Here is a 14,527-nt window from a genome sequence, read left to right as displayed (position 1 = left end):
TCCCGGCGGCAGGGCAGATGGTCGCATCGGGTGTGGGTAATCGGTGAAGGCCGTTGCCATCGCAGCCGATGCTCCCTTATCTTGAAGCTGTCTATTTTTTGAAACAAGGCGGTTCGCCTGGCGCAAGATTGCGCGCCGCAAAGGGGAGCTGCATTTTCCGGCCTGCCAATTGCCAGACAGGTGGGCCAGATCACGATTTAAGGATTGCCGATGTCTTCTCTTGTCTCAAGCCCTGTCTTGCCACTGGTTGCTGCCGCCTGCCTCATGCTGGCCGCCACGTCAGCCGATGCCGCGGTTTCCGACAGTTTCGACTGCAGTGGCCGCGGGATCACGATCACTCTGACACTCGAGCCGGAAACCGGAACGGCAACACTTGTCAGTCCCGGCGGAACAGAGGAGCTGAGCGCGGAAGGCGGCGGCATCTGGCGCGACGATACCCAGCGACTGCAGTTTTTCTCCGATGAAACACCGCCGGTCATCTGGATGGGACCGGAGCAATTCACCTGCAAGGAAACGCGCGCCGGCAACTAGCGGGACCATGTCCCTGGCGCCGATGGCGGTTGCGAAAAGCCGGCCATGCCGGCGATTGCCTGACGGATCTGTCCCATTCCGGCACAAATGAAACTGGCACGGTTCGTGCTCCATGTCGTGCATGACCAGGAACCTTCACATTCTGAGCCGCCGCCGCCTTCTCGCCAGCCTTGCAGGCGCAGGGGCGGCAAGTCTTCTTGCTCCGGCCTTGGCCCCGCCTGCGCTGGCGGGCGAGCTGTTCAACCGGGTTGACCTGCGCGGCGGACATGACGCCGATCTGTCGGGCCTGCTTCCCGATGCCGCCGACGACCAGAGCCGGCTGTTTCAGCGCGCCATCGACGAGGCTGCGGCTGCGGGCCGGATTCTCCGGCTGCCGCCAGGCAGTTTCGTCATCTCCAACATCGACCTGCCCGACGGCGCCCGGATCATCGGCGTGCCGGGGGCGACGCGGCTGATCTATGGCGGACGCGGCCATTTCATGCTGGCCGAAGGGGCACGCCGGATCGAATTGTCAGGCATGGTGCTTGACGGTGCCAACCAGCGGCTGGGCGGGCACGTATCCGGCCTTCTGCACCTGCGCGGCGTCAACGAAGCCATCGTCGAAGACATGGCTGTCGCCGGAGCTGACGGGCACGGCATCACGCTGGAAGCCTGCGGCGGACGCATCCACCACACGGACATTTCCGGCGCACGGCTGGCCGGCATCTATGCCATCGAAAGCCGGTCGCTTGCGATCACCCGCAACATGGTACGCGACTGCGCCAATGGCGGCATCCTGGTGCACCGCTGGTCCATCGGCGAGGATGCGACGCTGATCGACGGCAACCGGGTGATGCGGATTGCGGCACGCGCCGGCGGCACCGGCCAGAACGGCAACGGCATCAACATCTTTCGCGCCGGCAATGTGATGGTGACCAACAACCATGTCTCCGATTGCGCCTTCTCTGCGATCCGCGCCAACTCGGCCAGCAACATCCAGATCATCTCAAACCAGGCTATCCGTTCTGGCGAGACGGCGATCTATGCCGAGTTCTCGTTCGAAGGTGCGGTGATCGCCTCCAACCTGATCGATGGCGGCACGGTGGGGATATCGGTTGCCAATTTCAACGAGGGTGGACGACTCGCCTCGGTCACCGGCAACATCATCCGCAACCTGACGACCAAAGGCCCCTACCCGGCCGAATATGCCGGTTTCGGCATTGGCATGGCGATCGAGGCGGATGCGGCGGTCAGCGGCAACGTCATCGAGGGCGCGCCCAAATGGGGCGTGCTGATGGGTTGGGGTCCGTTCCTCCGGGCAGTCAATTTTTCCGGCAACACCATCCGCGACTGCGGCGCAGGCATCGCCGTCTCGGTGGTCGAGGGCGCCGGTGCGGCCCTGATCTCGGGCAACATGTTCGACGCCACCCCCGGCGGCGCGGTTCTGGGCTGCCGCTGGAACGAGGTGGTGACCAAGGACCTGGCCAAGGTCGGCGCGGGCCGCTTCAAGCACCTGACACTGGAACGCAATGTGGTTGCCTGAGAGGCACCAACGCTGAACTTGCGACATTTTCCAACCGCCCGTCAGGGTGGAGTTTGGCGTGTGCCCAGCCTTTGCAGCAAGGACCTCGCGGGCCAGTTGAATCCGGTCTCACGCAGCCCGGCGCGCGGCGTATGTCGCATCGGGCAATGCCACGCGCGGTCGGTTGGCAATCTGGCCGGCCCATACGGAACTCAGGACGATCGCCGCTCCGATGAACTGCACCGGCGTCAGCGCCTGCCCCAACCAAAGCCAGCCGAGGATCACGGCGGTCACAGGGCTCATCATGCCAAGCATCGATGCGGCACCGGGTTCAAGCCGCGCCAGACCGCGGAACCAGAGCCAGTAGGTCAGCGCGGCGCCGATCAGGCCTAGCCAGACGAGACCGGCGAAGTTGACGGGCGTCAGTGCCGGCAAGGCAGGCTCGACAGCCAGAGCCAGCGGAACGAGCAGAAGGCCGCCCGCCGTCAATTGCCATGCGGTGAAGCTGAGCGCCGAAACCGGCGGCTGCCATTTGCGGCTAAGCACCGTGCCTGCAGCCATCGAGGCTGCGCCACCAATTCCGGCGGCGACCCCGACCGGATCAAGGGCCGCATCGGGTCCGAGCAACAGAAGGGAGACACCGGTGACACCGGCAAACGCAGCAGCGACGGCACCAGCACGGATCCGCGTGCCGAGCCAGCCACGCGCCATCACGATCACCATCAGCGCCTGCAGCGAACCAAGCGTGGCGGCGACCCCGCCGGGCAACCGGTAGGCTGCAACGAACAGCAGCGTCCAGAACACGGCGAAGTTCAGGGCGCCGAGCAGCAAGGTCCGGCCCAGCCAGCCCCTGGGCGGCAGGCAACGGGTGAGCGCGAGCAGCAACAATCCGGCAGGCAAGGCCCGCAAAACCGCGAGTGTCACGGGATACCCTGTGGGCAACATTTCCGTGGTGACAAGATAGGTGCTGCCCCAGATTGCCGGTGCGAGTGCGGTCAAAACAATATCGGTGGTCCGGCTCATAGCGAAACTCCTGTTCTGGATTGCCTCAGGGAGGCCTTGGGCACATGCCTATGGTCAGGGGCAGTATCGAACCCGATGTCGCGCATCAGATGCGGGCTGAGACCGAGCGGTGCACGGCGGCCGCTGTTGTTGGTTGCGAAAAGGCTCAAGAACATCGGTCTTCCTCCCATGCCTGCGGGATCAAACCGGATACGGCACGAAGCTGCGTACGCAACTCGTCAATGGTGCCGTTGACCAGCCGGGCGCCGGTATCGCGAATAATCAGGGCGGGAATGCTGCGCAGCTGCATCCTGCGCGCGGCCTGACGGTCGTCCTCGACAGCCTGTGCAGTCGCCGGATCACTCATGGCGCGGGCAAAGTCGGACGCATCAAGACCGGTGTCGCTGGCAGCTTCGGCGAGCACTGCCGGATCTGCGATGTTGCGGGCCCGGGCGAGGTGGGCGAGCTGAATGCGGTCAAACATGTTCCAGTGAGCCGTTTGCCCTCCAAGAGACTCGGCGCCTTTACAGGCAAGAGCCGCGGTCCAGCCGTGCGGATAATCAAACCCGGCGTTGCGCATGGCTTCGACATCAATCAGATCAGGCCGGTCGCTGGCCTCACGACACGCGGACCAGTGACCAAGGATGGTTTCATGCGCTTCTTCGGGCTTACCCCAGCGGGCGGCCATTTCCTCGGCGCTTGCCTGCAGCACGAAAGTGCGATGTCGGATGTCGAGGTCAAGTTCGCGGCCAAGGCTGCGCATCCGCGAAGAGATGTTGAAGCACCAGCAGCATACCACGTCGTGAAAGAAGTCGACGGTCAGACGCTGGGCCATCAAGCCACCTCCCGGACCGGCAGGTCCGCCGTCAGGCGATATGCGAGCTCGGCCACATGGCGGCCCTGAAACCGGGCGCCGGCCAGATCGGTCGCAGTCGGCTGCAGCGATCCGTCCGCACCGGCGATGGTTCCCGCCCCATAGGGGGCACCGCCGATGATGGCGTCAGCGGCAGTCTGGCCTGCAAAGGTGTAGGGCAGACCGGCGATCAGCATGCCGAAATGCATCAGCGGAATGTGGGTCGACAGCAGCGTCGCCTCGTGGCCCCCGTGCTGCGATCCGGTGGAAGCAAAGACCGCGGCGACCTTGCCGACCAGAGCGTTCTGCGCCCACAACCCGCCGGCCTGGTCAAGGAACTGCTTCATCTGCCCCGCCATCATGCCAAACCGCGTCGGCGTGCCGAAAATAATGCCGTCATAGGCGGCGAGATCGGAGGGCGTGGCGACAGGGGTGTCATCGTCAATGTACCCCGCGGCCTGGCGCACAGCCTCGGGCACGGTTTCGGGGATGCGGCGGATGTCGACCGATGTGCAGGCAATGCTGCGGGCGCCTTCAGCCTCGGCTTCGGCAAGCGCGCGGACATGGCCGTAGCTGGAATAGTAAAGAACGAGAATGCGGGTCATGAGATCCTCTCCGGCGTGATGTTTCGATGCCGGGAAGATCGTTGAAACCGGGCCCGGGAATAAGCCGCCGGCTTGCAAAGGATTATTTACGTGGCGTTATGAATGGCGCTGAAGTGCTGCGCAAAGATGGTCGATGAAGGCTGTCACCCGCGCATTCATGCCGAGCCGCGATGCGGTGACGGCAAAGATTTCCGGCGCGGGCAGCTCCCACTCCGGCAGGACCCGAACCAGATCGCCGCGGGCCTCGGCGGCATCGGAAACGAAATCCGGCAAGGTGCCGATCCCGTGCCCGGCGATCAGAAGATCGCGCAGCACGAGACTGTTGCCGACCTTGACCTCGGGATCGAGCGGGATGGTCTGTTCGCCGCCGGGGCCGGAGAGGTTCCAGCCGGTCAGGTGGTCGGCGAGCAGGAAACCGACAATCCTGTGGTGCTGGATGTCGTCCGGGACCTCGGGCGTTCCGGCGCGTGCCAGATAGGCGGGCGAGGCAAAGATCCGTTGCCGCGCGGTTCCGATCCGCCGCGCCACCAGCGCCGAATCCGGCATCGCCGCACGGATACGGATCGACACATCGAAGCCGCCCTCGACCATGTCGACCACCCGATCATCCAGCGACAGCGTGAACCTGAGATCGGGATATTGATCCAGAAACCGCGGCAGGAACGGTGCAATCACCATCTGGCCGAAGGAGCTTGAGGCGTTGACCCTGAGATGCCCCCGCACTGCGCCGACAGCCTCGCGAATACGGTCCTCTGACCGGTTCACGGCATCGAGAATGCTTTGCGCTTCCTCATAATAGAGACGTCCGGCATCGGTGAGCGACATGCTGCGGGTCGTGCGCGTCAGCAGTTCGCAGCCGAGACTTTCCTCCAGCAGCTTCAGTTCGCGGCTCAAGAGTGCCGCCGATACGCCCAGATCATCCGCCGCGCGGGCAAAGCTGCCGCGCTCGACGATGCGGCAATAGGCATTCATGACCGAGAGCTTGTCCATCCAGTTTCTCCGTACGTCGGCGCCAGCCGGGCTGACGCTTTTCGGGAGGTTTGCCTTAGCACGGTTGTCTCAGAGGCAAAATGTGCAGGGACCGGTGGGGCCACGGCATCGCTCGGTCGGGGGCGTGACGGAGTTGCCGGCCTTTCGAAATGCCCGTGGCACACTCCGGCGCAGACGACCGGTCCGGAGTGTGCTGTTCAGGTTGCTTCAGGACGGCTCGATGGCTGGCGTGTGACGCTAGAGAAATTCCACCTTGCCGGTGGCGATGTCGTAGATTCCGGCGGTGGAGCTGATCTTTCCGGCTCCGTGGAATTCGGACAGGATCGGGTCGGACGCGGCGGCCTTTTCGGCGTTCAGCCGGGCGTTCCGTGCGGTTGCCGCGGCCAGAAGGTCGTCCGGGTTGTCTTTCATGACATCGTAGACCGCAGGCCGGATCGCGTTGACAAGGCTAGGCAGATGCCCGGCCGGAAGCGCATTGTCCGCAATCGACGAGATCGTGGCGCCAACCGCGCCGCAGCCGGTGTGCCCGAGGATCACGATGGCCTTGATGCCGAGAACCGCGACAGCGTATTCCAGGCTGGCCAGCCCGTCGTCGTTGAGGAAGTTGCCGGCAACGCGGACAACGAAAAGTTCGCCCGGCCCCTGGTCGAAGATCAGTTCCGGCACGACGCGCGAATCGGCGCAGGCGACGACGGCGGCAAAGGGCTGCTGGCCCAGCGAGCGAGCGGCGCGGGTGACGGAATGATCGGTGTTGATCGCCTCATTGGCGACATAGCGGGCATTGCCGTCGATGAGGCGCTGAAGTGCTGCATCGGGTGTTGCGGGGGCTGCTTCACCCGATTGAGCAAAAGCCACGGATCCGGAGGACACTGCCGCCAGAGTGGCGAGGCCGCCTGCAAACAACCCGCGACGGCTGATGGTTGTCTTCGCACAAATCTCACACATAAATGTGTCCTCAATGGTTGTGATATCACTGTTTGATGATCGGCCGGCCGAGCGCCCGTTTGAGCGGCCGGCCGGTCTGGTGGCTATTCGGCGTACGCCTCGTAGAGATGCTGCATCACCTTGCCCGCGGCTTCGTCGGCCGTGGTGCCGGGGTAATTTGTCATCACCACAACGGCGAGATCGCGGTCCAGATCAACAACGATCTTGGCGAGGTTCATCGAATTCGATCCGTTGTGGGTCATCAGCGGTTTGTCCGCCCAGTCGAACTCGACAAAGCCCCAGCCAAACCCGTAGTCTCCGGTGCCCGGGGTTCCCGGAGGCGGGTTTTTGCGCACAGGGGTCACGACCTTGGGCGTGTGGAGTTGCTGCAGCGTATCGGCGGAAACCAGCTCCGGTCCACGCTCTCCCGCGCCTGCATTCCAGCCTGCCCACTTGGCATAGTCGACAACCGACATATGCGCATTTCCGGCAGGGGCTATCACCTGCGGACCATCCGCCGCCGGTCCCCACAGCATCGGCGTTACCGTGCCATCGGGCCCGATCCGGTGGCCGACCGGCGCGTCGAGCTTTCCGTAGGTCGCCTGCGGGCCGAGCCCGGCGGTCTGCATTTCCAGCGGCTCGAATATCCGCTCGCGGATCAGCTGTTCCCACGTGGTTCCCGAAGCCTTCTCGATCATCACCCCGGCAATGAGGTAGCCGAGATTGGAATACTGGAACGGCGAACCATCCGGAACGGTGATCTCGTTGTTCTTCCACTGATCGATCAGGTGAACGCGCAAGGCCGACAGATTGTAATCAAAGACATCGGCGTTGAAATAGAGATCGCCGATGCTCTCGTTGTCGCTGGGAATTCCGCTCGAGTGTGACAGAAGCTGCTCGAGCGTGGCGTTGGCCAGGCTTTCGCTCATGCCCTTCACATCGTCGCCGAGCACCTCGCCGATGCTGGAATCCCAGCGCAACTTGCCTTCGTCGACCATCATTCCGGCCAGGGTCGCGGTCATCGATTTCGTGTTCGAACCGATATGGAAACGGTCATCAAGCGTCACCGGAAGGTCCTTGCCAAGAATCCGGGTGCCGACCGCTGCCACGGCGACGGTTTTGCCGTCCTTGACCACGGCTGCCGCAAGCGCGGGCAAGCCGCTTTCCTCGCGCACGGTCTCGAGGTAGCTGTCGAGATCGAGGTCCCCGGCCGTGGCGGGCGCGGCTAGCAGCATGGCGCCCATCAGGCCGGCCAGCACACGCGAGGTGAATTTCGGGGGAGCTTTTCGTGCAGTCAGGTGTGTCATCATTTCAACCATCCTATGTCGACTGGTTTCAAGGTCGGCGACCTGTTTGCCTTCCTGCGGGCAAACGGATCGGGCCGTTGATGATCTTCGGGATCATCTCCGGCCGACAGGGTTCATGGCCAGAATAGCGCCGGGGCGAGCAAGCGGGCTATCCGTTTTCCGCAAAGCGTCCAGCTGACGTCCGAATATCGCATGGCGCAGGCGCGCGAGGCCCCTCAGGCAGCCAGTGTCTCCGACGGGCTCTCGTCAAAGGCATGCCTGTAATCGCGGGCAAAACGGCTCAAATGCAGGAATCCGTAGCGCATCGCAGCCTCCGTCACCGTCATTTCGCCGGGAGACGCCTCGATGAGTGTTGTGCGGACACGATTGAGCCGCAGCAGCCGGAGATAGACCAGCGGGCTCATTCCGACATAGGAGCGGAAGGCATATTGCAGCGTGCGCTCGGACACACCGACCGCCGTGCAAAGGTCAACGATTGTCGGCAGGTCGTCGGCTTCCAGGCGGTCTTCGGCAAAGGCGCACGCCTGCCGGCAGATGCGCAGTGCCCGCACCCGCGCAGCCGCCGGCACCGTGCCTGCATCGTCCGGGATCGTTGTCGTGGCAACCTGCAACATGGTCTGGAGCAGAAGCCGGCGCATGACATCCGCATCCATGGCGCCGCCCTGCCTTGCCGCCACGCTCGCGGTTTTGAACCATATCTCGACGGCGTCGCTGAACAGGGCTTTGTGGTTTGAACGGAGCGGCTGAACGCCTTGCGGGGCGGTTTCCCACTGTGCCGGGTTGAGCACCCGTGCGGCGGAGAGGAATTCGTCCTGATCAAGACTGATGTAGGTGGTCTGCACACCGGCGGGCACATGGATGTCGAATTCGCTGTTCTCCGACAGGAAGAAGACCGTATCGGCGTCGCCCGCGTCATGCTCCGAAAACCGCAGATCGCGGTCAAGCGTGCAAAAGGACAGCGTACAGAGATTGCCGGGTGTGGCGCCGATTTTCTGAACCGTGGCATGCTGGTATTCACGCACAATCCGCGTGTTTCCCAGATCCAGACAATCCAGCTGCCCCAGGCGTTTGCCGCGGCTGAGCTGAAAACATTCCATTTCGATCCAGGGCTGGACTGCCGCCTGAATGGCGGCATGGTCTATCAGGGTCGAATGCAAGCTCAAACCGCCGGCACCAGGCGCCTGTTTCCTACTGTGTTCGTTCAACAGGACGTGCCCTCCCCGGCAATCGCATCATACAACTTGAGATTATTGCACGGAGATTCTGCAACAAAGATTAATCACGGCTATGGACACCGGGTCTGAACTGCGACCACACTTCTCACTCGCCGGAGAAGCGCCATGAGTGTCGAATTTCTCATCACCACGCTGATCGTCGTGGTCCTGCCCGGAACCGGGGTAATCTACACGCTGGCCGCGGGGCTGACCCAGGGCGCGCGGGCGTCAATGCTGGCGGCGTTCGGGTGCACACTCGGCATCGTGCCGCATGTGGCTACATCGATTGCCGGGCTGGCAGCGGTGCTGCATACCAGCGCGATTGCCTTCCAGACGCTGAAATATCTCGGCGTCATCTATCTTTTCTACATGGCATGGCAGATGTGGCGCGATACGGGTTCGCCGAAGATCGATGCCGCGAACGGTGCAGGCCTGCGGGTGCATTCCGGGCGCCGGATTGTCGGCGCGGGCATCCTGATCAACCTGCTCAATCCGAAGCTGACGCTGTTTTTCCTGGCCTTCATGCCGCAATTCGTCGATGTCGGGGCGGCCAATGCAACGGCGGAAATGCTCGGGCTGGCGGGTGTGTTCATGGCGCTCACCTTCATCGTCTTCGCGCTGTACGGACTTCTGGCGGCACAGGCGCGCGACCATGTGATTTCACGTCCCGGGGTGATGCGGATGGTCAAGCGGTCATTTGCCTCGATGTTCGCGCTGATGGGACTCAGGCTGGCGCTGGCGGAACGCTGAGCAGGCAGGTTCGAAGAGGTCTGGTCAAACTTGCCCGTTTCTGTCGGCAGCCTTTGCTCACCACATGAAACGGGAATACCGAGATCAACAGAGCGCTTTAATTTGGCGGTGAAACAATGCTAGTACGCCCCATAACATCCAACCTTTCGAGGAATTGGCCTGAAGATGCGTGCACTCAGGACCCAACCATTCCCAATTCAGAGTTGTCTCGATGCAAGAAATTACCATCAATGGAAAATCGTTCCGGGTTGAGCCAGAGGGTTACGAGTACTTCTGGCCGCAAGTGAACAGTGGAGAATGGGAACCCTCCACATACGCAAATTTTGACCGGAATATTGACGATTCGACCTTGATGATTGACATCGGTGCATGGATCGGGCCAACGGCACTTTACGCCGCGCAACTCGCAAAAAAATGCGTCGCCTTTGAACCCGACCCGATTGCTTTTGAACGCTTGCAAGCAAATGTCGCATTGAACAGCTCGGCAAGCTGGATCAAGAATCTTGTCATTTTCAACAAGGCAGTTGGCACGAAAGCGGGAACTATTCCATTCGGGAGTCGAAAGGGTGGCGGCGATTCCACGTCCAGCGTGCTGTTTGCCGATGGTCCCACGAATTGGCTCGTGCAAGCCATAACGCTCCAAAGTGTGCTGGACGACCATGCCGAACCCGGCCAGAAGATATTCTTGAAAATAGATATCGAGGGCGGAGAGTATGACCTTATTCCGGCGATCAAAGAAGTGCTTGCAAACCCGAATGTGACCGCTGCAATCTCACTTCACCCTACCTTTCTGCGGCGCTCACTGAGAAAGTCTCTTGGCCGGTTTTTCGGGTTTCCCAGGTTCATACAATCAAGAAAGCAATTTCTGAAAATCAACAGGTCCCTTGTGGAGGCCCTGCCAAGCAACAAGAGAGTGACGATCAACGGCAAGGAATATACGGACTTCAAGTGGTTCTTGATCAATGCATTTGTCAGACTTCGTTCACCGATGGATATCCTGATCACAAACGACGCTTGATCCGACAGTATTCTCAACCAGGCGCTGCGTGCTGACTGAACCTCGATGGAGCGCCTCGCACCCTCGGTGAATCCTACTCCCTCATGTTTCGGCAGCAGGATATGGCCGTCCGGCTAACCGACACCGCCGGTGCTCCTCCGGCGGCAGATCCGCGGCGCTGCAACGCATTGAGTGCATGATTTCCACTATTGCACGAGTGGATCTATCCGGGCACGAAATGCATGAGGCGCGGTTTGTCTCACGGCTGCGATTTCGGCCAATTCGCGGAACCTTTTTCAGATTGCCCCGTTGCTAGCGGGAGAAGGCGCGCCTATGTTCTGGCGACGTTGCGGGATTTCACGTTCCGCCGCCAAATCAATTTTCAAGAGGAGAGACCCCATGGCCCTCGAACTGCCAAGCCTGCCTTACGACTATGACGCCCTTGCGCCTTTCATGTCGCGCGAGACGCTGGAATTTCACCACGACAAGCACCATCAGGCCTATGTCACCAACGGCAACAAGGCACTCGAAGGTTCCGCCCTCGAAGGCAAGTCGCTCGAGGAAATCTGCAAGGCAGCCTATGCCGAGAAGAACGCTGCGCTGATCAACAATGTCGGTCAGCACTACAACCATTTGCACTTCTGGAAATGGATGAAGAAGGGCGGCGGCGGCAACAAGCTGCCAGGCGCGCTTGCCAAGGCTGTTGAGTCGGATCTGGGCGGCTACGACAAGTTCCGCGCCGATTTCATTAATGCCGGCACCACCCAGTTCGGCTCCGGCTGGGCATGGCTTGCGGTCAAGGACGGCAAGCTTGCGGTGATGAAGACCGCCAATGGCGAAAACCCGCTGATGCACGGCGCGTCGCCGATCCTGGGTTGCGACGTCTGGGAGCACAGCTACTACATCGACTACCGCAACGCCCGGCCGAAGTATCTCGAGGCGTTTGTCGACAATCTGATCAACTGGGATCACGTCGCTGAAATGTACGAAGCGGCGGTCTGAGCCCGGCTCGACTGACTGACTCCAATGGAAGGGCCCGGCGAAATCATCGCCGGGCTTTTTTTATGACAAAATCAAAGTTCATCCGGGAAAACCCCTCGGAGGACACACTGTTCACAAACTTTTGACTACCCTGAGATTTGCATCATGCAATCATGTCACGGCGTGAGAAATCCAACCGTTCAATCACTGCAGGAGAGACTTCATGAAATTCCGGACCTTGTTTGCCGCAGCCCTCATCGGCGCTGCAGGATTTGCGCCAGCAATCGCCGCCGACGAGCCGCAGGTGGTTCGCCAGGAAATGATGAAGAAGGTTGGCGGTGCAACCGGCGCCATGGCCAAGATGGTCAAGGGTGAAGCCGATTTCGACGCTGCAGCCGCCTTGGCAGCATTGACCACGATCAGCGAAGTGGCGGGTTCGATCGGCGAGTATTTCCCGGCCGGGTCCGAGACCGGATTTGAAACCGAAGCCGCACCGGCAATCTGGACCGACATGGACGGCTTCAAGGCCAAGCTTGCAGCCTTCAAGGCCGACGCCGATGCCGGCGTTGCAGCGGCTCCCGCTGATCTCGATGGTTTGAAGGCCGTCTTCGGCCCGCTGACCAAGAACTGCGGCTCCTGCCATGAGACCTATCGCCTGAAGAAGAGCTGATGGGCAGAAGTCTTCCTACCGCTTCATCCGGGCGCCAGTCATGAAACGGCTGGCGCTTGGTCTTGGCCTGGTGGCGATCGCCGGCGCGGGCATTGCCTTTGCGCTGACCGCCCCACGGCCCGTTGCCGCCGACCGGCTTGAAGCCATAGCCGCGATCGATGGCGATGCCGCAGCAGGAGAAACCCTGTTCTGGGCGGGCGGCTGCGCCTCCTGCCATGCCGCGCCCGGATCCGAGGGCGACGCGAAGCTGGTTCTGTCGGGCGGAGTGCGGCTGAGCAGCGATTTCGGGACTTTCATCGCGCCCAACATATCGCCTGATCCGGATGCCGGGATCGGCGCCTGGTCGATCTCGGATTTCGCCAATGCCATGCTGGCGGGTGTCTCGCCTCAAGGCCAGCATTACTATCCGGCGTTTCCCTACACATCCTACACGCGAATGACCGATCGCGACATCGCCGATTTGTTCGCCTTCCTCAAGACCCTGCCCCGGAGCACGGTCGCATCGCTTCCGCATGAGGTCGGGTTTCCGTTCAACATCAGGCGGTCGCTGGGCGGATGGAAGCTGCTGTTCTTTTCAGACAAGCCGCGCGTTGAACTTGCCGGTGCAGATGCGCAGGTCGTCCGCGGGCAGTACCTGGTCGAGGGGCCTGGTCATTGCGGCGAATGCCACACGCCGCGCAACCCGATCGGCGGCTTTGTCTCCGATGCCTGGTTATCGGGGGCCAAAAACCCCGAAGGCGAAGGCGTGATCCCCAACCTGACACCGGGGGGAAAATCCATCGGCGGCTGGAGCGCCTCCGACATCGCCTACTATCTCGAAAGCGGCTTCACGCCGGATTTCGACAGCGTCGGCGGATCGATGGTGGATGTGCAGAAGAACATGGCCAAGCTGACAAGCGGCGACCGGGATGCGATCGCCGCCTATCTCAAGGCACTGCCCGAAAGGGCCAATGGCTGGGAATGACGGAAGTGCCGTGACCGGCGCTCCGCCCTGCCCTTTCCCTACTGGGTAAGCCGGGATGCCACCTGGGATGCCTGCTCACCGATGCTCTTGAAAGCTGCGACCAGATCGACGCTGCTCCGGGCATCGAAGAAGTGGGCGGAACTGGTGGCGCAATAGGACAGCAGCTCCTTGCCGCGCGTGGGCGCAGCAAATGCGACCGTATAGACTTGGACGCCCTCGCCCTTTGCCTTGTCGCAAAGGATCTTGGTGGAGGAGTCGGCGGAACTGTAGTTGTTGTCGCCATCGGTCATGAAGACGATGTAGCGCACGGGCTCCTGACCGTTCTTGTCCATATGCTTGTTGAGCTCCTTGGTCGCGGAAACGCTGTCAAAGGCCCAGCTGAACGCCTGGGTGGAATCCGTTCCGCCGGAAGCCGGAAGCGCGTTGACGAAATCGCGTGTCTTGCTCGGCTTCCAGGTGAGCTTCTGCGAGCCGGTCATGTAGGTGCTGTAGCTGGAAGCGCCAATCCGGACATAGGTCCGGCTGGGATCGGCCGTTTCGATCTGGGTGAGAAGACCGTCGACGGCGGACTTCAGCACGTCGATCTTGCGCTGACCATCCAGCTTCCAGTCCATCGAGCCGGAACGGTCGAGCACCAGAGCCATGGAAAAGGCTCCCTGGGTGGTCCCTGAAGCGCTTTCCGACTTGCCAAGAACACCAACACTGATGCTGTCCTTCCCCATCAACCGCGCCATCGGAGTCAATGCCTGGGTACCGGTCATCGAGATCGCCACGCGCCAGATGGTGGCGCCGTTGTCCTCGGCAGTGGTTATCTCGACTGTCGGCTTCACACTCATGTCGGTAAAGACCGGCATGTCTTCCTCGACCTGCCCCTGAAGGAACGTGACGGCAAAGGCTTTCGCGTCCTCGAGGCTGAGATCTTCTTCCTGCGCCAGCCTGGTCGAGGTCGCAAGTGCGGCGCTGTCGACCGCATTCTGCAACCGGACTTTCATCGACATCGCATTGGTGGTGTCAACGGCGAGGCTACCCGCGATGAACACAACCGGGATAGTCAACCCTGCCAGCATGGCGAAGTTGCCATTCTTGTTGCGAAGCAAATCAGCAATTTTCTTCATCATTGAGCTGGTCATCTCTCGACCCCGTTTTCATCTGGAACTCTATGAGAAAACAGATACAGCGGAAGCCATAAGCGTTGGCTTAAACGAGACGCTCAAATTTTACCGATTCCCGAATCGAGA

General features: G+C 61.5%; 15 protein-coding genes. 7 read left to right on the top strand and 8 right to left on the bottom strand.

Features of this window, described 5'->3' with window-relative positions; all coding sequences use genetic code 11:
* The first annotated feature begins 210 nt into the window (after positions 1-210).
* Together WNY80_RS12150 and WNY80_RS12145 are read left to right on the top strand one after the other, a co-directional pair.
* On the top strand, positions 211-531 hold the full coding sequence (locus WNY80_RS12150) for a hypothetical protein (RefSeq protein ID WP_342887647.1): 321 nt from the start codon (positions 211-213) through the stop codon (positions 529-531).
* A 121-nt stretch (positions 532-652) separates the two neighbouring features.
* Positions 653-2,053, top strand: a complete 1,401-nt coding sequence (locus tag WNY80_RS12145) for a TIGR03808 family TAT-translocated repetitive protein (RefSeq protein WP_342887646.1) — start codon at positions 653-655, stop codon at positions 2,051-2,053.
* Between the two features lie 108 nt (positions 2,054-2,161).
* Here WNY80_RS12145 and WNY80_RS12140 read toward each other — a convergent pair whose 3' ends face one another.
* The 7 genes from WNY80_RS12140 to WNY80_RS12110 all read right to left on the bottom strand — a co-directional run bounded on the left by WNY80_RS12140 (position 2,162) and on the right by WNY80_RS12110 (position 8,918).
* A complete protein-coding gene (locus WNY80_RS12140; RefSeq protein ID WP_342887645.1) occupies positions 2,162-3,055 on the bottom strand; it encodes an EamA family transporter in 894 nt (297 codons plus the stop codon).
* Positions 3,056-3,200: 145 nt separating this feature from the next.
* Entirely contained in the window at positions 3,201-3,869 is a 669-nt protein-coding gene (locus WNY80_RS12135; protein WP_342887644.1) for a DsbA family protein, read from the bottom strand.
* On the bottom strand, positions 3,869-4,492 hold the full coding sequence (wrbA, locus tag WNY80_RS12130) for an NAD(P)H:quinone oxidoreductase (RefSeq protein WP_342887643.1): 624 nt from the start codon (positions 4,490-4,492) through the stop codon (positions 3,869-3,871). Before wrbA ends, WNY80_RS12135 begins: the two co-directional genes overlap by 1 nt.
* A gap of 96 nt (positions 4,493-4,588) precedes the next feature.
* Complete coding sequence (locus WNY80_RS12125) at positions 4,589-5,482, bottom strand: LysR substrate-binding domain-containing protein (protein ID WP_342887642.1); 894 nt, start codon at positions 5,480-5,482, stop codon at positions 4,589-4,591.
* Between the two features lie 237 nt (positions 5,483-5,719).
* Positions 5,720-6,427: a carbonic anhydrase gene (locus tag WNY80_RS12120; RefSeq protein ID WP_342887641.1), complete on the bottom strand. Its 708-nt coding sequence runs from the start codon at positions 6,425-6,427 to the stop codon at positions 5,720-5,722.
* Positions 6,428-6,510: 83 nt separating this feature from the next.
* Positions 6,511-7,716: a serine hydrolase domain-containing protein gene (locus WNY80_RS12115; RefSeq protein WP_342887640.1), complete on the bottom strand. Its 1,206-nt coding sequence runs from the start codon at positions 7,714-7,716 to the stop codon at positions 6,511-6,513.
* A 212-nt stretch (positions 7,717-7,928) separates the two neighbouring features.
* Complete coding sequence (locus tag WNY80_RS12110; RefSeq protein WP_342887639.1) at positions 7,929-8,918, bottom strand: helix-turn-helix domain-containing protein; 990 nt, start codon at positions 8,916-8,918, stop codon at positions 7,929-7,931.
* 135 nt (positions 8,919-9,053) lie between these two features.
* Here WNY80_RS12110 and WNY80_RS12105 point away from each other — a divergent pair, with 135 nt between their 5' ends.
* From WNY80_RS12105 to WNY80_RS12085, 5 genes are all read left to right on the top strand, one after another.
* Positions 9,054-9,677, top strand: a complete 624-nt coding sequence (locus tag WNY80_RS12105; RefSeq protein WP_342887638.1) for a LysE family translocator — start codon at positions 9,054-9,056, stop codon at positions 9,675-9,677.
* Between the two features lie 211 nt (positions 9,678-9,888).
* Positions 9,889-10,695, top strand: a complete 807-nt coding sequence (locus WNY80_RS12100; RefSeq protein WP_342887637.1) for an FkbM family methyltransferase — start codon at positions 9,889-9,891, stop codon at positions 10,693-10,695.
* A 378-nt stretch (positions 10,696-11,073) separates the two neighbouring features.
* Complete coding sequence (locus WNY80_RS12095) at positions 11,074-11,676, top strand: superoxide dismutase (RefSeq protein ID WP_342887636.1); 603 nt, start codon at positions 11,074-11,076, stop codon at positions 11,674-11,676.
* Positions 11,677-11,878: 202 nt separating this feature from the next.
* The gene (locus WNY80_RS12090; RefSeq protein ID WP_342887635.1) at positions 11,879-12,325 is read left to right on the top strand and encodes a cytochrome c; all 447 of its coding nucleotides are present in this window, start codon (positions 11,879-11,881) and stop codon (positions 12,323-12,325) included.
* A gap of 40 nt (positions 12,326-12,365) precedes the next feature.
* Positions 12,366-13,289, top strand: a complete 924-nt coding sequence (locus WNY80_RS12085) for a cytochrome c (protein ID WP_342887634.1) — start codon at positions 12,366-12,368, stop codon at positions 13,287-13,289.
* 38 nt (positions 13,290-13,327) lie between these two features.
* Here WNY80_RS12085 and WNY80_RS12080 read toward each other — a convergent pair whose 3' ends face one another.
* Positions 13,328-14,407 carry a TadE/TadG family type IV pilus assembly protein gene (locus WNY80_RS12080; RefSeq protein ID WP_342887633.1) on the bottom strand — a complete coding sequence of 360 codons (1,080 nt, stop codon included), beginning with the start codon at positions 14,405-14,407 and terminating at the stop codon, positions 13,328-13,330.
* Positions 14,408-14,527 lie beyond the last annotated feature (120 nt).

The sequence above is a fragment of the Hoeflea sp. AS16 genome, from assembly GCF_038900095.1.
In the GTDB taxonomy this organism is placed as follows: domain Bacteria; phylum Pseudomonadota; class Alphaproteobacteria; order Rhizobiales; family Rhizobiaceae; genus Hoeflea.
This window is presented reverse-complemented; position numbering and strand designations above follow the sequence as displayed.